27 protein-coding genes and 1 rRNA gene are annotated in these 23,785 nt (G+C 32.2%); 18 read left to right on the top strand and 10 right to left on the bottom strand.

Annotation, left to right across the window (positions count from 1 at the left end):
* The 3 genes from rrf to QWY88_RS08780 form a co-directional block, all read left to right on the top strand.
* A 5S ribosomal RNA gene (gene rrf / locus QWY88_RS08790) occupies positions 1-88 on the top strand; the annotation flags it as partial.
* Positions 89-573: 485 nt separating this feature from the next.
* Positions 574-915 (top strand): hypothetical protein, encoded by a 342-nt coding sequence (locus tag QWY88_RS08785; protein WP_304546016.1) that lies wholly within the window; start codon positions 574-576, stop codon positions 913-915.
* A gap of 20 nt (positions 916-935) precedes the next feature.
* Complete coding sequence (locus QWY88_RS08780) at positions 936-1,796, top strand: OmpP1/FadL family transporter (RefSeq protein ID WP_304546015.1); 861 nt, start codon at positions 936-938, stop codon at positions 1,794-1,796.
* A 228-nt stretch (positions 1,797-2,024) separates the two neighbouring features.
* Here the strand turns inward: QWY88_RS08780 and purM are convergent, their stop codons facing one another.
* Together purM and QWY88_RS08770 are read right to left on the bottom strand one after the other, a co-directional pair.
* A complete protein-coding gene (gene purM, locus QWY88_RS08775) occupies positions 2,025-3,023 on the bottom strand; it encodes a phosphoribosylformylglycinamidine cyclo-ligase (RefSeq protein ID WP_304546014.1) in 999 nt (332 codons plus the stop codon).
* Between the two features lie 2 nt (positions 3,024-3,025).
* A complete protein-coding gene (locus QWY88_RS08770; RefSeq protein ID WP_304546013.1) occupies positions 3,026-3,223 on the bottom strand; it encodes a YgaP family membrane protein in 198 nt (65 codons plus the stop codon).
* A gap of 190 nt (positions 3,224-3,413) precedes the next feature.
* Between QWY88_RS08770 and QWY88_RS08765 the strand changes: the two genes are divergently transcribed.
* From QWY88_RS08765 to dapF, 3 genes are read left to right on the top strand one after another with little or no spacing between them, the layout of a single operon-like run.
* Positions 3,414-3,959, top strand: coding sequence for a spermine/spermidine synthase domain-containing protein (locus QWY88_RS08765; protein WP_304546012.1), 546 nt, complete (start codon positions 3,414-3,416; stop codon positions 3,957-3,959).
* Complete coding sequence (gene coaE, locus QWY88_RS08760; protein ID WP_304546011.1) at positions 3,959-4,558, top strand: dephospho-CoA kinase; 600 nt, start codon at positions 3,959-3,961, stop codon at positions 4,556-4,558. The genes QWY88_RS08765 and coaE overlap by 1 nt, the downstream gene beginning before the upstream one ends.
* 11 nt (positions 4,559-4,569) lie before the next feature.
* Positions 4,570-5,331 carry a diaminopimelate epimerase gene (dapF, locus tag QWY88_RS08755; RefSeq protein ID WP_304546010.1) on the top strand — a complete coding sequence of 254 codons (762 nt, stop codon included), beginning with the start codon at positions 4,570-4,572 and terminating at the stop codon, positions 5,329-5,331.
* 27 nt (positions 5,332-5,358) lie between these two features.
* Here dapF and prfA read toward each other — a convergent pair whose 3' ends face one another.
* The gene (prfA, locus tag QWY88_RS08750; RefSeq protein ID WP_304546009.1) at positions 5,359-6,426 is read right to left on the bottom strand and encodes a peptide chain release factor 1; all 1,068 of its coding nucleotides are present in this window, start codon (positions 6,424-6,426) and stop codon (positions 5,359-5,361) included.
* Between the two features lie 12 nt (positions 6,427-6,438).
* A complete protein-coding gene (rpsT, locus tag QWY88_RS08745; protein WP_304546008.1) occupies positions 6,439-6,699 on the bottom strand; it encodes a 30S ribosomal protein S20 in 261 nt (86 codons plus the stop codon).
* 200 nt (positions 6,700-6,899) lie between these two features.
* Between rpsT and glmM the strand changes: the two genes are divergently transcribed.
* The 6 genes from glmM to def all read left to right on the top strand — a co-directional run bounded on the left by glmM (position 6,900) and on the right by def (position 12,236).
* Positions 6,900-8,240: a phosphoglucosamine mutase gene (gene glmM / locus QWY88_RS08740; RefSeq protein WP_304546024.1), complete on the top strand. Its 1,341-nt coding sequence runs from the start codon at positions 6,900-6,902 to the stop codon at positions 8,238-8,240.
* A gap of 10 nt (positions 8,241-8,250) precedes the next feature.
* On the top strand, positions 8,251-8,691 hold the full coding sequence (gene lspA / locus QWY88_RS08735; RefSeq protein WP_369811225.1) for a signal peptidase II: 441 nt from the start codon (positions 8,251-8,253) through the stop codon (positions 8,689-8,691).
* Between the two features lie 63 nt (positions 8,692-8,754).
* Positions 8,755-10,053 (top strand): trigger factor, encoded by a 1,299-nt coding sequence (tig, locus tag QWY88_RS08730; protein ID WP_304546006.1) that lies wholly within the window; start codon positions 8,755-8,757, stop codon positions 10,051-10,053.
* Position 10,054: 1 nt separating this feature from the next.
* The gene (clpP, locus tag QWY88_RS08725) at positions 10,055-10,645 is read left to right on the top strand and encodes an ATP-dependent Clp endopeptidase proteolytic subunit ClpP (RefSeq protein WP_304546005.1); all 591 of its coding nucleotides are present in this window, start codon (positions 10,055-10,057) and stop codon (positions 10,643-10,645) included.
* 9 nt (positions 10,646-10,654) lie between these two features.
* Complete coding sequence (locus QWY88_RS08720; protein WP_304546004.1) at positions 10,655-11,707, top strand: GGDEF domain-containing protein; 1,053 nt, start codon at positions 10,655-10,657, stop codon at positions 11,705-11,707.
* 7 nt (positions 11,708-11,714) lie between these two features.
* Positions 11,715-12,236: a peptide deformylase gene (gene def / locus QWY88_RS08715; RefSeq protein ID WP_304546003.1), complete on the top strand. Its 522-nt coding sequence runs from the start codon at positions 11,715-11,717 to the stop codon at positions 12,234-12,236.
* A gap of 6 nt (positions 12,237-12,242) precedes the next feature.
* Here the strand turns inward: def and QWY88_RS08710 are convergent, their stop codons facing one another.
* Positions 12,243-12,965, bottom strand: a complete 723-nt coding sequence (locus QWY88_RS08710) for a 2OG-Fe(II) oxygenase (protein WP_304546002.1) — start codon at positions 12,963-12,965, stop codon at positions 12,243-12,245.
* A 139-nt stretch (positions 12,966-13,104) separates the two neighbouring features.
* Between QWY88_RS08710 and QWY88_RS08705 the strand changes: the two genes are divergently transcribed.
* The 5 genes from QWY88_RS08705 (at position 13,105) to QWY88_RS08685 (ending at position 19,304) form a co-directional block, all read left to right on the top strand.
* Positions 13,105-13,326 carry a magnesium chelatase domain-containing protein gene (locus tag QWY88_RS08705; RefSeq protein ID WP_304546001.1) on the top strand — a complete coding sequence of 74 codons (222 nt, stop codon included), beginning with the start codon at positions 13,105-13,107 and terminating at the stop codon, positions 13,324-13,326.
* A gap of 235 nt (positions 13,327-13,561) precedes the next feature.
* Positions 13,562-14,830: a tyrosine-type recombinase/integrase gene (locus QWY88_RS08700; protein WP_304546000.1), complete on the top strand. Its 1,269-nt coding sequence runs from the start codon at positions 13,562-13,564 to the stop codon at positions 14,828-14,830.
* A complete protein-coding gene (locus QWY88_RS08695; RefSeq protein WP_304545999.1) occupies positions 14,827-15,417 on the top strand; it encodes a hypothetical protein in 591 nt (196 codons plus the stop codon). Before QWY88_RS08700 ends, QWY88_RS08695 begins: the two co-directional genes overlap by 4 nt.
* A complete protein-coding gene (locus QWY88_RS08690; RefSeq protein WP_304545998.1) occupies positions 15,414-18,212 on the top strand; it encodes a site-specific integrase in 2,799 nt (932 codons plus the stop codon). The genes QWY88_RS08695 and QWY88_RS08690 overlap by 4 nt, the downstream gene beginning before the upstream one ends.
* Positions 18,213-18,323: 111 nt before the next feature.
* Positions 18,324-19,304 (top strand): M48 family metalloprotease, encoded by a 981-nt coding sequence (locus QWY88_RS08685; protein WP_304545997.1) that lies wholly within the window; start codon positions 18,324-18,326, stop codon positions 19,302-19,304.
* Between the two features lie 5 nt (positions 19,305-19,309).
* On the opposite strand, the gene QWY88_RS08680 is transcribed toward QWY88_RS08685, so the two are convergent.
* Positions 19,310-19,588, bottom strand: a complete 279-nt coding sequence (locus QWY88_RS08680; RefSeq protein ID WP_304545996.1) for a hypothetical protein — start codon at positions 19,586-19,588, stop codon at positions 19,310-19,312.
* A gap of 74 nt (positions 19,589-19,662) precedes the next feature.
* On the opposite strand from QWY88_RS08680, the gene QWY88_RS08675 reads away from it, so the two are divergent.
* Positions 19,663-19,908 (top strand): helix-turn-helix domain-containing protein, encoded by a 246-nt coding sequence (locus QWY88_RS08675; protein ID WP_304545995.1) that lies wholly within the window; start codon positions 19,663-19,665, stop codon positions 19,906-19,908.
* Positions 19,909-19,927: 19 nt separating this feature from the next.
* Here the strand turns inward: QWY88_RS08675 and QWY88_RS08670 are convergent, their stop codons facing one another.
* The 4 genes from QWY88_RS08670 to QWY88_RS08655 are packed head-to-tail and all read right to left on the bottom strand — an operon-like array spanning position 19,928 to position 23,419.
* Complete coding sequence (locus tag QWY88_RS08670; protein ID WP_304545994.1) at positions 19,928-20,557, bottom strand: hypothetical protein; 630 nt, start codon at positions 20,555-20,557, stop codon at positions 19,928-19,930.
* A 12-nt stretch (positions 20,558-20,569) separates the two neighbouring features.
* Positions 20,570-21,625, bottom strand: a complete 1,056-nt coding sequence (locus QWY88_RS08665; protein ID WP_304545993.1) for an SAVED domain-containing protein — start codon at positions 21,623-21,625, stop codon at positions 20,570-20,572.
* Positions 21,618-22,226, bottom strand: coding sequence for a type II CBASS E2 protein (locus tag QWY88_RS08660; protein WP_304545992.1), 609 nt, complete (start codon positions 22,224-22,226; stop codon positions 21,618-21,620). The genes QWY88_RS08665 and QWY88_RS08660 overlap by 8 nt, the downstream gene beginning before the upstream one ends.
* Positions 22,227-22,228: 2 nt before the next feature.
* Positions 22,229-23,419 carry a nucleotidyltransferase domain-containing protein gene (locus QWY88_RS08655; protein ID WP_304545991.1) on the bottom strand — a complete coding sequence of 397 codons (1,191 nt, stop codon included), beginning with the start codon at positions 23,417-23,419 and terminating at the stop codon, positions 22,229-22,231.
* Positions 23,420-23,785 lie beyond the last annotated feature (366 nt).

The following is a 23,785-nucleotide window of genomic DNA, read 5'->3' as shown; positions in this document are numbered from 1 at the left end:
CTGGTCCCATTCCGAACCCAGAAGCTAAGCCTCTCATCGCTGATAATACTGCACCCCACGGGTGTGGGAATGTAGGTCGCTGCCTAGTTCGATCAAATTATTCAACCTTCTTTTTATCATTCAATCATTTAATTTACTATCACTATCATTATACAATTTATTATCAAACTTATTTTACTTCTTCTTTTTTATTACATCTACTTACATTTTTGATTTTTTTTATTAGATTTGATTTGAATATTACTACATATATATGTTTTTTGTGATAATAATGTTACAAAAATGCACATTATTAAAAAATTATCACAAATATATATTATAAGTAACTTTTTTATTTTTTTGATAAATTCTATTAAATTGTTTAATATCTACCCTTTTTTAGTACTAATAATAATATATCATTATAAAAATATACACTATTTCAAATATTAGGTATGAACTTAGAGGATAAATATAATTTTTTATAATAATATGAATCTTTCCATTAAGGTTTAGTTAAAATTTTATCACATATAATGACTGCAATCGAAACAAATCTTTGTTTCAATATTTAAAAGCTCTTAAGGGGAGAAAATGAAAAAAACAATCAAATTAGCAGTAGTAGCTGCTTTAGCTTTAGGTGCAACATCTGCATTCGCAACAAATGGTTCTACTTTAATTGGAATGGGTGCAAAATCGCGTGGTATGGCTGGTACTGGTATTGGTATGACTCATGGTGCAGAATCTGCATTAACAAATCCTGCTTTAATCACTTCTGTAAAAAATACTGAGGTTTCTTTTGGTGGTACATTATTTATGCCTGATGTTAATACTAACATTGGTGGTGCTGGTGCTCCTGATAGTGCAGCTGATATGAATGTTATTCCTGAAGTATCGATTGCTTCTAAAATTACTGATAATTTTATGCAGGTATAGGTATTTGGGGTACTGCTGGTATGGGTGTTGATTATAGAGATGCTACAGCTCCAGCAACTAACTTTAATATGGTTACAAATCTTCAAATTATGCAATTCGGTGTTCCACTAGCATATAAAATGGATAACTTTAGCGTAGCAGTTACACCAATTTTACAATACGGTGCATTAGATATTATGTATGATGCATCAGCAATGGGTGTAAATGTGTCAACACAAGGTGTTGCACAAGATTTATCATTTGGATATAACGTAGGTTTAGCATATGAAGTTGCTGGTTTAACAATTGGTGCTGTATATAAATCTGAGATTGAGATGGAATATAAAGGGCAAATTAGCAATGCAATAGAAGATTTCACTGGTAATCCAAATGGATCAGACAAATTATCTACTCCAGCAGAGATGGGTGTTGGTATTTCATATGCTATGGGTGAGCACACTATTGCAGTAGATTATAAACAAATTAAATGGTCAGATGCTAAAGGTTATAAAGACTTTCAATGGGATGATCAAAATGTAGTTGCAGTTGGTTATGAATACGCAACTGATGCTTGGGCAGTAAGATTAGGTTATAATTATTCAAAAAGTCCAATCAGTGACCAAACAAATCCAATGGCTGTAGGTGGTGCTATAGGTGCTGCTGGAGGTAATTATGGGGATACATTAGATATTATGAACTTATTAGGATTCCCAGGAATTGTTGAATCTCATTATGCTATTGGTGGAACATACAACTTTAGTAAAACTACATCAGTTGATTTAGCATATACATATGCTCCAGAAGTTAGTCAAACAGCTAACATTACTAATACTTTAGGTGGAACAATCGAGACTAAACATAGCCAAACTGGTGTAAGTGCACAAGTTAACTTCGCTTTCTAATATAAGCTAGCAAAAGAAATTCTCCTTTCTTTATGTCACCCTTTTGGGTGACACTCTTTTCTCTTTTCAATTGAAAACAAAATTAATCATAATAAATAAAATAGTAATAAGAACTTAGATGAGATATAGTAAATATATTTTAGATCGATAAAAGTAATGGAATTAATAGTTAGAGTAGGAAAAGGAAATAGGGAGTTAGAAAAACCTTTTAAAAGGTTTTTCTATTAATTATACGAGTTTAGCTTCTCTTGGACCCTCTTTGATCTCACCTACAAGGTAAGAACCTTCAGCAGTAGCAAGAACTTTTTCAACGTTAGATTCTTCAACAACAAGTATCATACCAACACCCATATTGAATGCTCTAAACATCTCGTCACGTGCAACGTGTTCAGACATAAGTTCAAAGATTGGCAATACTTTAACAGCATTTTCTTGTACTTCTGCCATTAAATTCTCAGGAAGTACACGTGGAAGGTTTTCGACAATTCCACCACCAGTGATGTGAGCCATAGCTACGATCTCATTTTTAAGAGCTTTAAATGTTTTAACGTAGATATTTGTCGGTGTTAAAAGAGTTTCAATTAACGGTTTTCCATTGAAGTCATCTTCAAACTTCATACCCATTTTTTCAAATAGTACTTTTCTAGCTAAGCTAAATCCATTTGAATGTAAACCAGATGATGGTAATGCGATCAGTTTATGTCCAGCTTTTACAAGACTTACTCTATCCATTTCAGATTTCTCAGCTACACCAACGGCGAAACCAGCTAAGTCATAATCATCTTCAGAATACATACCAGGCATCTCAGCAGTTTCACCGCCGATCAAAGCACATTCACTCTGTTTACAACCCTCAGCAATACCAGCAACAACATTTGTAGCTATTTCTACATCAAGTTTACCTGTCGCATAGTAGTCTAAGAAAAATGACGGTGTACCGAAGTTACAAATAAGATCGTTTACACACATAGCAACTAAGTCAATACCTACAGTATTGTGAATGCCACTATCGATTGCTAACTTTAGTTTTGTACCTACACCATCAGTTGCTGCAAGCATTACAGGCTCATTAAACCCTTTAGGCAGTTCAAATGCACCGGCAAATGAACCAATGCCACCAATTACACCATCAACTTTAGTAGCTTTTACTAATGGTTTAATATTTTCAACAAAGCTGTTTCCAGCATCTATATCTACACCTGCGTCTTTATAAGAAATTTGGCTCATAATTATTCCTGCTTCTCTTGTGGTAAATCACATTTTTTTGAAATGATACAAAGGGGACAGAAATTTGTAAGTCCTGCAAGAAGAGGAAGTACACCTAAATAGAACCATGCATTATCTAGAATAACACCTGTAATAATTAGAGCTAGTCCAACAACTATGCGAAACACTCTGCAAAATTTTCTAATTTTGTTTAAGTCCATTTTATACCTTTAGCTTAAATATTTTGTAATTATATCAATATTAAGTAAAATTAATCCAAAAGTAGATAAAATCGCGGTGGGTTTAAAGGACTTATAAACTAATAATAAAACGGGGGTGAATCCTCACTTCGTTCTGAGCCCCTTATTTATCATTAGTTTATAAGTTTATATGTAAAAAGGAATAATGAGTATGAAAGAATTTATCTATAATGAAATGATGGTACATGTACCACTGTGTACGCACAAAGAGCCAAAAAAAGTTTTAATTATCAGTGATAATGCAAGCGGTATGGTTGGTGAGATCGAGAAACATGAGGGGATCGACTGTGATGTGATCTCTACAAATATCAATCTTTTAAGAGATGCTGCAGATAATGCATACGATGTTGTGATTTCTGAGCTTGAGAGTGATGCTGCAGTATTAGCACACTATAACCGCGTTTTAAACGAAGAAGGTTTACTTGTAAGCAAACACCCGTCTTTAGATGATGTAGATGCAAATAAACAGATGATGGAGATCTTAGGGAAATATGCAAAGATTATTATGCCATATAACCTTGGAATATGTGAAACTGCACTTTTAGCTTCAAAAGCATACCATCCAACTGCAGATATTATTTTACACCGTGCAGATATGTTAGACAATTTAGACTTTTATAATTCTGATGTACATCCTGCTGCATTTGCAATGGGGAACTACATCCGTAAAGAATACTTAGGGATTATCAAAAACTAATGGCATTTGAGTATGCCATCGCTTTAACTGGAGGGATCGCTACCGGAAAGAGTACTGTAGCATCTCTACTAGCATTAAATGGTATGAGAGTGATAGATGCCGATACTATTTCTCATAAGATACTTGACGCATCATCTGAGTGGGTTAAAGAGACTTTTGGTGAAGAGTATATCAAAGGTGTAAATAAAGTAGACCGAGCAAAACTTGGTGCTTATATATTTGCAACTCCTGAGGCTAAAAAAAAGCTTGAAGAGTTTTTACATCCAAAGATCAAAGCTGAAATAGAAAAACAGAGTGAAAAACAAGATAGTTTTGAGTTCCCATATCTAATTGACATCCCCCTCTTTTTTGAAAATAATAATTATGACATTAAAGATAGTGTTGTAGTATACACTCCGAGTGATATTCAGTTAGAGCGTTTTATGAAACGTAACGGTTTTAGCGAAGAGGAATCACGTAGAAGAATAGCATCTCAACTTCCGATTGAAGAGAAGAAAAAACGTGCTACTTGGGTGATTGATAACTCAAAAGATCTCAAACATCTACAAAATGAAGTGGAACTTTTTGTAGAAAAGATTAAAAAGATATACAATAAATAGGAGAGGGATCAATGCGTATAGCTAAATATAGTGCAAATGGAAACGATTTTGTAATCTTTCACGATGATTCTAAAAAAGAGCGAAATGAGTTGGCGAAAGAGTTATGCCATCGTCAAGACGGAATAGGTGCTGACGGTTTGATCGTAGTAGTACCTCATGAACAGTATGATTTTGAATGGGAGTTTTATAATTCTGACGGAAGCCATGCTGATATGTGCGGTAATGGAAGTCGTGCATGTGCACACTATGCTTACAATAATGATTTAGCTCCACAAAAAATGAGTTTCTTAACCGGTGCAGGTGTAATCAATGCTGAAGTAAGTGACAATAGTGAAAAATCTGGGATGGTTTTAAGTGAATTAACACCCCCTGAAATTATTGATCAAGCAATAGAGTACAATGGAAAACTTTGGTGGCTTATCAATACCGGTGTACCCCATTTAGTATGCCTGCAAGATGATGTAGAAGAGTTTGATATTGAAGAAGCTAGAGAGCTTAGATACATTTATAATGCAAATGTAAATATTTGTAGTATTACTGAAGATGGTAACTTGAATGTAAGAACGTACGAGCGTGGTGTTGAAGATGAAACTTTAGCTTGCGGTACTGGTATGTCAGCATGTTTTTACAGAGCTTTTTTAGAAGAAAAAGTACAAAATAATATTGAAGTATACCCTACAAGTAAAGATACTTTATATTTAGGTTTTAACGGGAAAACTATCACTTTTAAAGGTAAAGTGAAAAAAACATTCGAAACTAATTGGGAAATTTAAAGTAGTGAGAATATGAAGAGCTGAGGCTTAAAGCCCAGCTGCTTCAACAATTTTAGCTTGAGTATCTGCGATTAGCGGATCGATAATCTCATCAAAAAGACCACCACCCATAATCTCATTTAATCTGTAAAGCGTTAAGTTGATTCTGTGATCACTTATACGGTTTTGAGGATAGTTGTATGTACGAATTCGTCCACTTCTATCTCCAGTACCGACTTGTGCAGCACGTTCAGCCGCATTTTCAGACTGTTGTGCCTGCATCTCTAGCTCATAAAGTCTAGACTTAAGTACTTTCATAGCCTTTTCTTTATTTTTATGCTGAGATTTTTGGTCCTGATTGGTTACCACTATACCACTCGGTAAGTGAGTGATACGAACAGCGGAGTCTGTTGTATTTACAGACTGACCACCACAACCACTTGAGCGCATAACATCGATTTTTAGATCGTTTTCATTGATCTGAATCTCAACATCATCAACTTCAGGCATAATTGCTACTGTAATTGCCGATGTATGTACACGACCCTGTGATTCTGTTGCCGGAACACGTTGAACACGGTGTGTTCCACCTTCATACTTCAATCTACTATAAACCTGTTCACCTTTAATAAGTGCAACTACCTCTTTGTATCCACCCGCTTCAGAAGCAGATGTGTTCATAATCTCGATCTTCCAACCTTTAAGTTCAGCGTAACGAGTATATGCATCAAACATATCTCCAACAAAGATAGCAGCTTCATCTCCACCGGCACCGGCTCGTAGTTCTATAATAATATTTCTATCATCATTTGGATCTTTAGGAAGCATAAGCATTTTGATCTCATCTTCTAAAACAGGTACTTGAGGTTCTAATTCACGAAGTTCCTCTTTTGCCATTTCAGCCATTTCTGGATCAGCTAACATCTCTTTAGAATCTGCGATCTCTTGAACAAGTGCTTGATACTCTTTTGCTTTTTCAACGATTGGTGAAAGTGAAGATTGCTCTTTTGAAAGTTCTGTCATCTTTTTGATGTCAGAAGTGATATCAGGTGAACTTAGCAGGTTGCTAAGTTCATTATAGCGATTGATAAACGGAGTAAGTTTATCTGCTAACATATGGAGTTAGCCTTACAGAGCGTTTACAGCTTTGTGTAGACGGCTTACTTTTCTAGCAGCAGTTTCTTTTTTAAGAATACCTTTGCTCACAAATTTATGAATTTGTTGGTTAGCTACTTTTAATGCAGTAGCAGCTTCTTCTTTGTTCCCTGCATCAATTGCAGCACGAACATCTTTAACGATATTTTTAAGACGAGTTCTGTAAAAACGATTACGTTCAGCACGAACGATAGTTTGGCGAATTCTCTTAACTGATGACTTGTGATTTGCCATTTGTTTTATCCTTCTTGGGAATTTAAGTGCGAAATTTTACCTTAAAAATAATTAAAATTAAGTTAAGTGGTGTTAAAATATCTTACTTTACCAAAAATAGCGATTTTAAAATTGAAAAAAAACAGTTTTTTTAAACTTTGAAATCTAACAAACTAACAGATATAATGGTAAAAAAGTAATTAGAACTAGGATTATAGATGATGAAATTATTTGGAACAGATGGTGTACGTGGCGAAGCCGGCGGGTTTTTAAGTGCCGAAGTGGCAATGCGTGTTGCTATGGCAGCAGGTATTTACTTAAAAGAGAAATCGGTTACAAATAAGATCTTGGTTGGTAAAGATACACGTAAAAGCGGATATATGATCGAAAATGCGATCGTATGCGGATTGACAGCTATCGGATACGATGTTATTCAAATCGGTCCTATGCCGACACCTGCTATTGCATTCATTACGGAAAATATGCGCTGTGATGCCGGAATTATGATCTCGGCTTCCCATAATTCATTTGAAGATAACGGTATTAAGTTTTTTGATGCCCGTGGAGATAAATTTCCTGAAGAAGTAGAAAAAAAGATAGAAGATATATATTTTAACGATGAAAAGATAAAAGAGGCTCAAGTTACAGGAAAAGAGATCGGAAAAGCAAAAAGAATAGATGATGTAGTTGGGCGTTATATTGTTCAACTTAAAAACTCTTTTCCTGTAGAGTTGACACTTCAAGGGATGAGAATAGTTCTTGACACTGCTAACGGTGCAGCATATAAAGTAGGGCCTACAGTACTTGAAGAGCTTGGTGCTGAAGTTGTAGTTCTACATAATGAGCCTAACGGCTATAACATTAATGAAGATTGTGGAGCTTTACATACAAAAGATCTAAAATACAATGTGATCAAATACAGAGCTGATCTGGGGATAGCTTTAGACGGCGATGCAGACAGACTTGTAATAGTTGATGAAGAGGGAGAAACGGTTGACGGTGATCAACTGCTAGGTGCATTAGGACTCTTTTTAAATGAAAAATCGTGTTTAAAAGGTGGGGGTATTGTTGCTACTGTTATGAGTAACGGTGCCTTGGACGATTTTATGCAAGAGCATGGTCTTAAACTATTACGCTCAAACGTCGGTGATAAAAATGTTTTGGAGATTATGAAAAAAGAGGGTATTAACTTTGGTGGGGAGCAGAGTGGTCACGTGATCATGAATGACTTTGCCAAAACAGGAGATGGCCTTGTCTCGGCACTCCAAGTACTTGCACTTATTCTCTCAAAAGGGAAAAAAGCATCGGAAATATTACGCCCGTTTGAGCTTCATCCGCAAAAACTCGTTAATTTAAATGTTAAAGAGAAGAGACCTTTAGAGCAGATCGAGGGTTTAGAAAAGCTGTTAAAAGATTTAGAGGGTGAAAATATCCGTCATCTTATTAGATACAGCGGAACGGAAAATAAACTACGTGTATTATTAGAAGCAAGTGACGCAAAATTGATGGAGAAACGAATGGATGAACTTGTAACATTCTTTCAAAAAGCGTTAAATGGATAAAAATTTGCAAATAAGATTATGGGCAATTCTCCTTTTTAGTATTGCGGGAATATTTATAGTTGATCAAAATATTAAAACGCTTTTTGTAGAAGGTTTTCGTTACTACACTGAATGTATAGATTTTATATTAGTGTATAACAAAGGTGTGGCATTTTCGATGTTTGCATCATTAGGTGAGTATCTTAAATATATTCAGTTGGTTTTAGTAATAGGGGTATTTGGATATATAATTTATCTCAAAAAGCTATGTTATGCGTTTCCAACAGGGATAATTATCGGCGGGGCTATCTCAAATATCTATGACAGGTTTATTCATGGCGGGGTTGTCGATATGGTGTATTGGCACTGTGGATTTGATTTTGCCGTATTTAATTTTGCCGATGTGGTGATAGATATAGGGGTTTTATGGCTCCTGATATTGAACCTTAAAACGCATTTGTGTAAAAATTAATCGTAATAAAAGTACATTTTTGGTATGATTGCCCAAAATAATATAATAGTGCAAAGGAAATTGATGGATATCAAATCAAACAAAATTAATAGTGCTAATGCTGAGATCACAGCCACTATCTCTACTGATGAGGTAAATGCTAATGTTGAGAAAATAGCAAAGCAATTATCTAAGACTGCTAACGTTCAGGGTTTTAGAAAAGGGAAAGTACCTGTAGCAGTTATCAAACAACAATACGGGCAAAAACTTGTAGAAGATGCTGAGTCTGAATCTTTACGTCAAGTACTTAACCAAGGTTTAGATGAGCTTGGTGTTAAAAATGAAGAGCTTATCGGTGAACCTACAATTTCTAAGTTTGATAAATCTGATGATAAAATTGAAGTAGCTATCAAAGTTGCTATGCGTCCAGTTATTGAGCTTGGTGATGTTGATTCTTGTACACCTGACTTTAAAAAGCCGGAAATTACAGATAAAGACGTTACAGCTAGAATCAAAGAGTTAGCAGAAGGTCAAGCACCTTTAGAGAGTGTAAAACGTAACCGTAAAATGAAAGAGGGTGATACTGCTGTTATCGATTTTGAAGGTTTCCTTGATGGTGAAGCTTTTGAAGGTGGTGCTGCACAAGGTCACGAACTATTACTTGGTAGCGGTCAATTTATTCCAGGTTTTGAAGATCAACTTATCGGTGTTAAACGTGATGAAGAAGTTGAGATTAACGTAACTTTCCCGGAAAATTACGGTTCAGATAAACTTGCTGGTAAACCTGTAATGTTCAAAGTAAAAGTAAACGACATTAAAGTAAAAGGTGAAGTTGAAATTGATGATGAACTAGCAAAAAAATTCCTTCCAGGTGATGAAGAAGCTAACTTAGAAAAACTGACTTCAGAAGTTAAAAAAGCTATGGAACAAGAAGGTTTAGGGAAACTTTACAATGAAGAGTTAAAACCAAAACTTTTAGAAAAACTTGTTGATTCTTTAGATTTCGAGCTTCCAGATTTCGTTGTTGAGCAAGAGATTGATATGGCTCTTAACAACAAAGCAAGAACTATGAGCGAAGATGAGATTAAAGAGCTTCGTGAAAACGCTGACAAATTAACAGAACTTCGTGAAACTTTCCGTGACGAAGCAAAAAGAAGTGTAAAAGCTACATTTATCATCGATGCTTTAGCACAAGATATGGGTGTTTCTGTAAATGAGCAAGAGTTAATGCAAACTATCTACTTTGAAGCTATGCAAATGGGTCAAGATCCACAAAAAGTATATGAGCAATATAAAGAAGCTGGATACTTACCTGCAGTACAAATGTCAATGGTAGAAGATAGAGTTTTAACAACTTTATTAAATAAAAAAATAGAAGAGTAATATGAGCTATATACCATACGTAATAGAAAAAACCGGTCGTGGAGAGAGAAGTTATGATATCTATTCACGTTTATTAAAAGATAGAATCGTTATGTTAAGCGGTGAAGTAAACGATGCTGTTTCTTCAACAATTGTAGCGCAACTACTTTTTCTAGAGGCGGAAGATCCGGAAAAAGATATCTACTTTTATATCAATTCACCGGGCGGTGTTGTTACTGCTGGTATGGCTATATATGATACTATGAATTATATCCGCCCGAATGTAGTAACAATCTGTATAGGTCAAGCTGCATCAATGGGTGCTTTTTTATTAAGTTCTGGTGAAAAAGGGAAGCGTTATGCTCTTCCACATGCTAGAATTATGATCCATCAACCTCTAGGCGGTGCTCAAGGTCAGGCAACTGATATTGAGATCCAAGCTAAAGAGATTTTACGTATGAAAAAAGAGTTAAATGAGATTTTAGCCAAAAATACGGGGCAAAAAATCACAACTGTTGAAAAAGATACTGATCGTGATAACTTTATGAGTGCTAAAGAAGCAAAAGAGTATGGTATGATCGATGAAGTACTAACTAAAAGTGAGAGAGAATAGGGGGCTGTCATGTCGGGCACACTGAGAAAAAAAGCTAGAAGAAATCTAGATGAACCTGAAACTAATACTGAGGAGATGCCTGCAGTACAACCCTTCGATATTGATAATCCATCAAGCGATGTTGAGATCTATGCAAAAGAGGTCTTAGCATCACTTATCGCAGATAATCTACCACCGACGCCAAATAATTTTTCACTTTATTTTGACAGACTTTTAGAAGATAAAAGTGAAAACCTCAGACGTCAGATACATTCTATGTTAGAACTAGAAGAGAGTAATGATGATGAAAATACTATCGCTTTAGAACAAAATCTAAAGCAGGGATTTTTGTCTATTAAGAGTATTTTAGGAGTGACTGCCAACTTATACAAAAATATGGCATTAATGAATAAGATACTTGAAAAAAGAAAAGAGGAACTTTCATCAAGCCCTGATGCAAAAGAAGCACTTAGTGTGATAGGTGTATTAGAGGGTGATGTGTCAAAACTCAACTCTATCCTAAAAACTCAAAGTTCTAAGATGAAAGATATCTACGACGAGACGGCTACAATTGTTAAAACTGTAGAGAATGAGACTATCTTTGATAATAAGTTTGGTGTATATAACAAACGTTATCTATTAACTAAAATAGAGCAAGAGATAAGTTTAATTACTGAGTTTAAACACAAAAGTTCTTTAATGATGATCGAACTAGACGGTACTTTGAAAAAGAGCGTTAAAAACGATAAAGCTATCGTACTTATGACGAGAACTATAGCAAGACTATTGTTAAAAACATCAAGACGTAGCGATATTGTTGCTCATTACGGCGGCGGAGTATTCTCTATGCTTTTAAAACATACAGACTTAGACAATGCAAAACGTGCAGCTATCCGTTTAAGTGAACTTGTTTCAAACTCTAACTTCTTTTTGGCGGATCGTGAAATACAGTTAAAAATATCTATAGGGATTACAAACATTGACAGTAATTACTCTGTTGAAGAGATAGTGGTTTCTGCTTTAGATGGTATTGCCAAAGCCTATGAAGATAAAAAGACTGACTACGCGGTGTCATTAAGATAGGGGAAAAATGAATTTAACTATTGTTGAGTATCCAGATAAAAGATTACGTGAGAAATCTATAGAGGTTGAGTGTTTTGATGAAACACTTCATACTCTCCTAGATGCTATGTATCCTATGATGATCGAAACAAATGGTATAGGTTTAGCCGCGATTCAAGTAGCACATCCTGTGCGTGTATTGATCCTTAATATTCCTGATGAAGAGGGTAACCAGCCGGATGAAAATCTGATTGAGATTATCAACCCTGTTGTAATTGAAACAGATGGTGAAACAACTTATCAGGAGGGGTGTTTAAGTGTCCCTCAATTTTATGAAGATGTAAAACGCCACGAAACGATCAAGATTAACTATCAAGATCGTCATGGAAACACTAAGTCACTTGAAGCTGATGGACTTTTAGCCATTGCTATTCAACATGAGATGGATCACTTAGAGGGGATACTCTTTATAGATAAACTCTCATACTCTAGACGTAAAAAATTTGAAAAAGAGTATAAAAGACTACAAAAAGAGCGTAAAGGGAAATAAAAGCTGTTAGTTGAGAATGGCATTATGCCATTGTACTAACGTTAGTCTATAACCCGCTTCTACCTCTTTTACTTCATGTGAAAAGTATGGATTACTTGGAAATATGATCATATCTCCCGCATCAGCTTTAAACTCTATCGTTTTTCCATCCTTATCTTTTAAAAAGTTAAATACCAATTCACCACCTTTAAATGAATGTTTATTATCTGGATTCTCGCTATAAGATGTCGCAAACAAAACGGTTGTTATTTTTCTTTGGGGTGCAACGGGATGGTAAGCTATAATATTCTTATTTTCATCGACGATGGCATTTGAATCATCGGCATGTTGTACATAAAAGCCCCCTTTTTTATACTCCAAGGCCTGTAATTCGGTAGAAAGGGTGATCGCTATATTGAAATAGTCCTCAATTTGCGACTGATATTCTTGAAATCTCAGATGGTAGAGATTGTTGAGATATTCGCTTATAGTGTATATTTTTGTATCTCTATATTTTTTGACAACTTTTGGTTCAACTACACCTAAAATAACTTCAGATTTTACTTTTGCAATTTCAGCATCCTCATCCTCGTAGATATCATTTACAAAAAGAGGTAATTCATGTAATTTTAGAAAATTTTTGATTACTAAAAATGGAAATTGTTTGTAAGGACTTGGAAGAAATGCTGTAGGAATATCAAGCTCAAAGATATGCTTATCTAAAAAGATATTTTCACTAATTTGGATCAAATAAACCCTCTATGTATAAAGTTACGCATATTACACCTTTTTTTACAACAAAGCAATAGTAAAATATTTCATTTTGCAATAAAACTAAAAAGAGTGGTAGGAAGTTGTTAAGATAGTTGAAATTTTCAAAGGTTTTAGAATGAAAAAGATATCTTGTGCAACGTTAGAAGGGATAGAGGCTAGAGTTGTTGATGTGGAGTGTACTTTAACAAAAGGACTTCCGTCTTTTTCGATCGTAGGACTTGCTTCTACTGCTATTACGGAGGCAAAAGAGCGGATCAAGTCGGCACTTTTAAGTAATGAGTACAAATTCCCACCTAAGAGAATCACCTTTTTGTTAGCTCCCTCAGAGATGTACTAATATATTATGAAGTTATGAATTTTTCCTAAATAAATTAAAAAAATAATAGTTAAATAAAAAGAAATAGTCAAATAAACTACATTCTAAGATACTATGAAATTAAAACTACACAAAATGTGTACTTTTTTTACAGGATGAGTTTTTATAGCTAAACTTCAACATATTAATACAAGGAATTAACGTGTTGTTGTCGTATCATAACGGTTATATCATATCTACCGTATATAATAATGAAGTGATAGATTTAATGGATTCTTATGAATGGTCCATTTGGCTAAAAGAGATAAGGAATGTTACTCATAATACCATCTCAAGTTTTATGTCTAGCATGGAAAAATTTTGGTTATATAGTCTCTATGTAAAGCCTGATAATAATGATTTTAAATTTTACTTGGCAAATTATCGAAAAAGTCTTTTGAATGGTTATGAAATTCAAGTAAAGAAGTTCGATACAGATTTTAAAGATGAAATTAGAGTCGTAGTATCTAGTTCAAAGCCAAAGAAAAAATCCACCATAAATAAAGAAATAGCAGGTATTAAATCTTATTTTCAATTTACAGAAGAAAATGATCTTATATATAATGAAAAATACATAAACTATTTATATGAGAGACATAAAAGTGCAAACAGTTTTCTCTCTGGAATACAAATAAAAAAGTCAAAAAATTACCTTGAGACTTTTGGTGCAAGAATGGATCTGGTTAAGCCATATAAAATAGTTGATAGTTTTGAAATAAAAGCATTCCCTTTTGAACTTTTTGACGAGCTATTAGAACTGGCTAGTGATAGGGAAAAAATGATATATATTTTATGTGCTATTTGTAGTGCAAGGATAGGACAGACCCTTAATCTAACGACAAATGACATAGACTTTGAAAATCAAGATGTCTGGTTGATTTCTCCACAGTCTGATACGCAAGATATATATGGTAAATCTAGAAGAAAATGGTTACTTGATGAATATAGAATAGATACAACTGTAACGAAGCCTCATTGTGCACCAGATCTACAATTTAAATATCCAATACCAACTAATTACTCCGCATTATATTGGTTAGACCCAGTTAAATATAAAAAGATATTTTTTGAAAGTTTTTTTCGGCATTATCAAAGTAAACAGTATGTTCAAGAACATAGAAGAGTACCTAGGCATCCATTTTTCTTTATAACTAATACAGGTAATAGGTTGAGGAAAAGCAATATATCTAAATCATTCAAAAAACACATCAAAATTTTATTGAAAAAGTATCCAAAGTATTTAATATTAGAAAAATTAGATTTACACTCTTTGAGACATATGTTTGGTGTTGTAATGGCCGAACATTATATTAATACCAATGATGATTCACTTATAGTATATACACAGGAAGCAATGGGACATAGGGCTTTATCATCCACAATGAGGTATTTCAATGTAACAAGTGAGACCATTAAACTAGAATTATCAAAGGCTGCAAAAAGTGTTTTTTCAAATAAAGAAATAGAGAGTGAGGGTGAACAGTGAGTAATGCAAGTAAATATCAACAATCACAAAAAGAGATATCTATTGAGTTGATTAAAGATGCTATTAAACATATTCAAGGTTTAGGGGGAATTGTAAATCAATCTTCAGTATCACGGGTGACATTCGATTTAGCAGATGTATCCAAAAAGCAAAAAGGATTAACACCTAGTGCAATTTCAAAAAATGAGATTTATAGAGGATTGGTTGATGAAGCTTCACATTATAAAAATATAAACACGCATACTACATTAAAAGATTATTCTGAAGCCGATATTAGAATTCAATTAGCTTCATTAAGAGTTAAGTATAGTTTATTAAAAGATGAAAACAAAATTTTAAAAGATAAACAACAAGATTATCAAGAACAAGAATTTATGGAGCAAAAAACTATTTTGCAAGGTATAAATATTGATGAAGAGGGGCATCTCTTCAAGCATGCACTAAAAGATATAGTCAACACGTTGTTATTGGAAAATATAACATATATCGATAGTAATACGAGTAGTTTAAAACTATCGATATATGATACTTTATTATTAGATGGAATGATACTTCACAAGCTGGGGATTGTAAAGGATACTCTGTGAATTATGGGATTGAATATGTAGATTATATACCAAGTGTTAACTGCTCAAATAACTTTGTTATTAGAAAAGATGCAGTAGAAAATTTTTTAGATAATTGGCTGGATTTTTGTGATTTATTCCTATGTACATTTAATCAAAATTTTATAGGTAAGAAATTTAAGACAGTTGAACAATATACTCCAGGTAGTAAACTGTTTTTTCATTTAGAAGTTCCTTTACAAGAGTTTTTAGGAATGAAAAATAATGAGTTCAAAGTTTTCGACGTAGAATATTTGAGTGACCAAACATATCAATATTTGGCAAAAGCTGATTACAAGTTTTTCATTGATTTTTTGTATACAAAAACTAAACAAAAATTTACTAATAAATATACGATTTCTCAAATAATAGATAAATTTTTGATATATGAATGGGATAGAAAACATCTTTTATTCCCTGCAACATTTCATGTTGAAGGCTATATTAGAAAAAAGGGTTGGAATACATTTATTCAGAACAATGAGTTAGTTGATTTACTCGAAAAAAAGCTGAAGTTCTCCCAAAAAGACAAATATAATACTATGTCTTATCTTATAACAGCAACAAGTTGGAATTCCGTAAATGCAGTTTCAGAAGAATCAATCGTAAATATATATGATTTTATTTCAAAATATTATCAAGGTGCAGACAGTAAGAAAAAAGCCACTTTAAAAATGAGTAGAGAACTTCGATATTTTCTAATAGAGCAGGGGAGAGAAGATATCCTTCATCCACAAGAACTACTTATTCAGCAAAAAAATGAATATGTTCCAGATGTCATAGAATTGGAATATGATCAGTTATTTGATTTTATTAGCTATGAGACATATCCTAGTTTAGTCCAAACGAAAATAAATGCTCAAGAATTTATGAAGTATATGTACGAAGTTGATGGTCTAGCTATTGCTACTATAAAAGTATATGTAACCTGTTTTTCACACTTTTTAAAATATCTAATTAGATATTATCCATATGAAGAATTAGATGAAGAGTTGGTAGATATAATTTTCGATTTTCAAAATAAAAATTACATTAAAAATTATGTAGAGTCATTATCAGTTGCTAACAGTACAAAAGCTGACATAATATCATTAACAGCTAGATTCTTAGAATATTTACATATCTATACAAAAAAAGCAAAGAAAAATACTCCAAAAATAAAAAGCATGCAAAATACGAAATCTTTTCGAAATGCAATGCCTGAAGATATGTTAAAAGCATTAGTTGAGATAGTTAAAGATAGACCTCCACAGAGAAATTCATATTGGGATCCAGAAAAAGCTGATTTAAGTTGGTGGCCACATAAGAATGTCTATCCTGTGTTACCAATTATGTATTTAATGCACCTATTTATACCTTTAAGAGGTGCTCAAATTCGGAATTTATGTAGAGACAAATCTTTTGTTTACGATCATTATGGGCATATACAATCTTTTGTGATTAATACAGATAAAAATGTAAACCGTAAACAATTACAAGAGATACCTAATGTATGGGAAGACCTTAATATTTTTGAGCCTTTTTTAAAATGGCATAAGGAGTACTTCCCACATTTAAAACCTGTAGTATATAACCGAGATAAAAATACACCTTGGGAAAATATTATACCCTTGATGCTATTACATGGTTCCAATAGACCTATGGACAAAGGGGTTCACGCATCCTATCACAAAAAAGTATTATGTATTTATCAAATGGAATTGAATCAAAAATATGAAAAAGGTGAAATTGAGTATTTACCCAAAGTAGCTTGGTTGCGAGATGGTGAAAAAAATAAAGCCAGAAAGAATTTTTTTACAACTTATGAGGAAATAGATAAAGTTTCTGATGAGTATATGAAACAAAAAATTAGAGTAGCATATGATATTCATAGTATTCGAGTTACAGGAATCACTAGGTATATTGATGCAGGTTTTTCATTGCATTTAGTATCTTTATTAAGTGGACATACAGATGTTAATACTATGATAAGAGTTTATATTAAATTAGAGAAGAAGTCTTTAGAAAAAAAGCTTAAATCATCTGTAGATAAATTAAATAGTTATGCAAAAGATGAATTATCCCAAGCATATGATGAAAATGACAGTAGCAAGTTAGAACAAGTACTAAAAGAGCATAAACTATTTTCACTTCATAGAAATTCAACAGACTCAAAAGATTATGAATTAGGAACAATGATAGCCTTAACTAAAGACCCACTTTTTTATAAGCCAATGATACATGGAATTTGCCCAGCTGTAGAATGTCCACCAGGACGAGAAAATAAATGTAGTTTGTGCCCCCATTTGATTACAGGCGAGATATTTGCTAAAGGAGTTGCACATCAAGCTAATTTAGCATTTGCAAGATTCTATAGAGAGAGTAAAGAATTAGAAGAAGAGAAAGCTAAAAACTATTCAAATAGTGCAAGAGTAGCTAATATTGAAATGCTTGTAGAAGAAATTATGGGTTGGCATGAAATTATTAATAAAGTTGAAGAGAATTGCAAGTCGAAAAAAAGTTTAATAGATGAAAGGGTATTTACATCGAATCAGTTAGATTCTAATCTAGCTTATTTAGAAAATGTATATGATGCAAGACAGTTAGGGGTTGAACAAGACCAATACGCCATGAAAATGTTAACTATTAAAGCCATACAATATGCAAGTAAGATACAGTATGATGAACTAAATGAGATAATAAGTGATAATGAAAAAGCTATAGATTATTTGATGGATACTTATCAAGAGTATAAAAATAAAAATTTGTTACCAGAATTTGTGAACAAATTAAAGTAATGTTCGTTTTCAATATATCTTAATCAAGTTGACTATAAACTTTCTGAAATTTTATATGGATTCAATTTATTAAAAAACGAATTCATATTTTGAATGCAGGATGAACTATAAATGACTAATAAGCTTCGGACACTATTTGTAATACATGGAGAGTCAATAGAAGAAGATATTTATTCAGAAGATTTTGAAATAGAGACATACTCTAGATGTTTAAAATATATTAGAGAAAACTTATTAAAAAGTTCTTTGTTCAAAAATATAAATATACAAATCTTTGTTGTAGAAGATAATGATATTAATGCACATTCGAGAAAATTAGATGATTCTGAGTATGTTATTCTTTTAAACCGTGGTTTAATTCAGTTTGCCATGGAAACATGTGGATGGGATATAGACTTTTTAGAAGAAGAGTTACAATATCTTGGAGATAAAAATGATATTATGGCATTTTGGATTTTATTTACAATTTACTATTTTGGTGGCCATGAATATGGTCATATAATAGATGGACATTTAGAATTTTCATATAATGCTACTATAGATGAAAAATCGCCAATTACTTTCTTCTCTATGTGTGAACTACCGAGTGGATTGAAAGATAAACCAGATGTATTTCGACATTTATTAGAATTAAATGCAGATCGATATTCAAGTGTTTTTTTAGCGAAATCTTTATGGGACTTATTACTTAAATTTGTCATTGATAAAAAAAAGGATGAGTTACAAACATTCGAAAGTTTAATAAAGTTAATTGTATATATTATATATTTAACTCATTATAAGTTTGGATTTTTTGATATTAAAACTAAAGATTATCCTACACACTTCTTTAGAGCATACTCAATATTAAATGATTTTCCCAGAGTGATGAATTCAATTATAAAAGAAGAATATCAACATAATGTTGAAAAAACAGTTTTTAATGCTATGTATACAGTATTTGATTATTTAGCAGATCACGACGAAGATTTTATGAGTGAGATCAATAGAGATGATATTCATAGTTATAATGCTGAAATGTCAGCTTTATATACAAAAGAGCAAAAACTACTAAATGACTTTTTAAAAGAATATTCTCTTATAAAGGTATAAAAGAATTATTGAGAGTTTATTGGGTGAAAAGTTTTAAAATAATCAGAAATAGTGTTCATACCTACTTTATAATTATAAAATTCAATCAAAAATTCTCTAATTTTTTCTAAACTTAACCCAGCATTTCTCATCTGTACTAAATAATCATCAACTTTATTCAGTTCTTTAAAAATTTTATTTTTATGTCTATTCCCATGATATTCTTTAATATAATTATCCACTAAAACCTGTAATTCTTTTTGAGAATATTCATTCATATCAATCATTTTCTTTTTTAAAAACATTTTACTTCACCCTAGTGAGTTGATAGAAAAATTTTAACAAATTAAACTTAAGCAAAAATTCACTAGGGTGATTTATGCCTCAAAAAATTACAGATACTTCTTTAATAGCATTTCATAAACAAATAGGTTTTAATGTTAAAAAAGCTAGAGAAGAAAAAGGGATTACACAATTAGAATTATCACAAAGACTTGGGTATACGTCTGTTTCTGTAGTGAGTAAAGCTGAAAAATGTATAGAGAATAAACATTTCAGTCTTGAACAATTATATAGAATAGCTAATGAACTTAAAATAGACCTCTGCTCACTTATAAAAAGTTAATTAAACAATTTATAAATCTCTAATGAATATACTTGTTAAATCTATGTCTAGAGAAAAATTCATCTTCTGTTACAATTGAAACTTTGATAGGATTCTTAAATAGTAAAAGATTTTTAGGTTCATTTTCTGAAGCTAATCCTATTATTGTGAGACCATCTGATGTATATGGATATATTCTTGATTCCCAATAGCCTACACCTTTTTCTCCTATTGGAGTATGGTCGTATACACTTACATGAAATAAAATATCCTTTTTAGCTTTATGAAAAGATGGTACATTGTTTTGCTCACCTTTCCATTCAAAAAAAATAATTACACTGGAACGGTCAGCATGATTAAGGCTTCCCTTTAGATGTTCAAAGTGTGCACCTTGATTAGCATCAGTACCATACATGAGTTGAGTTTTTATAATTGACTGTGCCCGAATGTAATTAGTTCTATGTTGTATCACTGTTTTGTTCGTACTATAGTTTAGATCTTTAAATGAGTAATCAAAAATTTTTTCTGATTGAATAATTGTAAAAGGGTTCTCACAATATAGGGCATAGTTTTTTAGTTGATGTTCTTTCATGTCGCTAAGTATTTTTAACGATTTTCTTTTTTTTAATTGAGCATGATAGAAGTTATATAAACTATGTACTATTTTCAAAATTTTATCCTTTTATTTTACTATCCCAGAATTAAAACTAATAAACCAATCGTATTCTCTTAACGAACCATTGAAGTTGTATATTTTTACTTCATCCATAGTATTATCTTGATATCTTTTTCCAAGGTTAACATTGAACGATGCTTGTGCAGATACAAATAAATGAATATTTTTGTTAAATGATTTTAGCTTGTCTATGTATACTGTTAATTCATTCAAAAGAGAAGCTTGTGCTGCCTTGTTATTAATTTTATCATTACCAAATCCTAATCCATGAGTTAAAAATATTGTCTTATCCCGAAGAGCTGGTGGAATCGATGTTTTATCGATTGGAAAAGTATATGATAGAGCTATACCAATGGATTCAAAATTACTATTGCAAAGATAGTTGAGTTTGTCATTTACTGTTGTAAAGTTATCTTCATACATTAAACAGTTGCTTAAGTTATTTCCTATAGTGTCTAACCTATACCACTTATCCAGGTCTCGATTGTAATCCAGTATCTCATTCTGAATGTGCCCATTACGGAATAAGGTACCTAAAAGATAAAGATATGGGGTACTTGCAAGAGATGCTATATAGACCTTTTTAGCATCAATATGATCAGTTCTGTCTTTGAATAATCTACATAGGTGTTTATATTCTTCAATAACTTCTGTTTTCTTATAGGAATCAATCAGTCCTAGTTTAATAGGAGTGACATTAAGTTGATCATTTTTTTCCATAGCATAGTAAGGGATATCAGAATCTCCCTGTTTTAATAGATTTCCAAAATAAATAACAGTTCTGTTAGCTATTAGCCTCCTGTATGTATCTATCAATATTAGTGCACCAATTATTATAAGTAGAATACCTATGCTATATAAAACCATATCAGGGTTTTGAGATGAAGAGACAGCTGCATTTACATTTCTTTTTTGATCTGAATAACCAATAATGAATGTAAAAGAAGCTCCAGAAGCAACAAGTATCATTCCAAAACCAAGTAAAGAGGTGCCAATTTTACCTGCTTTTCCTGATTGCCATATTTCATATATTTTTATAAAAAAATTGAGAAATTTATTCATTAATAGCTACCTCCATTGAGTCTTTATGGAGGTGTTCATCGAGTTCTTTACGCTTTGAATATATTTTGTTGGCAATTTTTAATGGAGATTGCACTTTGTCTTTAGAGACTTTTTTTTGTTTTTTACTTTCTTGTTTTTTGGCAAGTTTTTTCAATTCGGTATCTATTTCATCACCAGGGTGGATACCACCACCTTCCCATTGATCACTTAGAAGCCACACTTCATAGTAGTATAGCCAATGAGCGATCCAAGGTATATATGTATCTACAATAAGTTTATTTTTATTCCATTCACATAGACTGGGATGAGTTAAACACAAGCTTTGAGTTTCCTGATTATAGAGATGAGGAACAGTCCTATCATGAGAGATTTTGACTAAATTGGGTGATATCACATAGCTATAAGGCATATATCCATTAATGTATATCAAAACAATTTTGTATGTTCTACTTAGTTTAGTCGGCTTTAGTGAAAACTCCATCCAAAAACCATCATTAAATTTTTTAACAATTTTATCAAATATTGGGATGGCCCCATTATAGTGCAATGCATTATAATATTGGGCGTATCTTCTTTGTTCGTCAGAAATCTGCTTTCTCATACCTATGCTCCGAAAAAAGTATTTTTTTCAACTTTAGGTTTAGCCATTTCATTTAAAGTAAAAACCCCTGATATAAGACCAGTTTCTCTACTTTGGTCTATTGAAGAGGTAAGAGAATCTATAACCTGTTCACCATATTTTCCACCAAAAGCATCATTGATAGCTTTTCCAGTTATATCGAGTCCATTAGAAGTTAATATAACTTCAATATCATTATATACTGCTTCTATCCATAAAGAAAAAGAATAGGAATATAATGAGCTATTATTCCATTTCTCAGCAAAGTTTTCTTTTAGATTTGTCGGATTAGCTAAATAGTAAAAACCATTTTCATTTGGCCTAAATTTCTTCATATCTGATATGATTTTTTTTAGTAGAACAACAGGATCAAATAACTCTTGAGTTTGTAAGATATCTTCATATGCTTGTGCAGCAAGTGTCGTTATCAAAATTGATATAGGTGAATATTCTTTTAATGTGATATGTTTCTCATTAAAGAAAATGTCCCTGTGTCTTTTAAGAAGCTGCACAGTTCTTTTTAAAACACCTTTAAAGTTGTGTTGGTTTGGTATATCCTCAATAGTTCTAGACTCAAACGTTGCTACAAAGTTTTTACTATCTGTTGTAAACTTTGGCATTTTTTCATCTATTTTATGAAACCACTCTGCATAGCCTCTTGGATTTGAAGACTTCCAATCTCTTAGTGCTGAATCAGGAACAAACTCTGCATAGTGTTTGTTGATTGGACAATGATTGTTACATTCACCATCAGGGATAGCTGGAGTGATGTCTAAGTGAAAGTCCCCAGCATAGTTTAATCTCCAGCCTCTTTTAAGAGGTTTTAACATTGAAGAATAAGTATCATGGTCTTTGAGTCTGTCACCTATCAATTCATGTATATATTCAGAAGAATAATACTTATTAACTTTTGGTAGATGAACAACCAGATCAATATCATGTTCGTTAGCACCATAAGGTTTAACAGTTGTACCAAGTCTTACAGAGCCTTGAGGATATATCGTTGAATCTTTAAAAATCTCATTGTCTGAATCATGAAGCCATTTACTAACAGCATTGTATTTCTTTTCAGCATCAGCATACTTAGAATCTGAAAGCTTTAACTTGTCAGTTAGAGCAACTATAACTTCCCAATGGATATTATCCATGTTTATGTATGACATTCTTTTTGTCATGTATTACCTTTCGGTACTTTCAGAAAACGACATCTATAATACGTTTGTATATTAATAAAACACTTTAAGTAGTGTTTAATTTATATTTATATACAATAACGCATCAAAAATAAAACGTAATGTTTTCATTATGTACCTTTTATTCATTTTATTTTTATAAAACAATGTTCCAGCATTGATTTATAAATTGCTCCAATTATATCAAATTTATCCTTAAAAAGTCATATAAATAAGTAAAAATTTTACAATTTGAAAATGACATGCCTAAAATAAGTTATTTTCAATGATAACACTCAAAATTTTTTAATCAGTTTGAATAACATTGTGATGGTAAATACAACTACAAAAATAAGAACAATGTTGCTA

Source organism: Sulfurimonas sp. hsl 1-7 (assembly GCF_030577135.1).
Lineage (GTDB): Bacteria > Campylobacterota > Campylobacteria > Campylobacterales > Sulfurimonadaceae > Sulfurimonas > Sulfurimonas microaerophilus.
The sequence above is the reverse complement of the archived record's forward strand: the minus strand, read 5'-3'. Positions and strand labels throughout refer to the sequence as shown.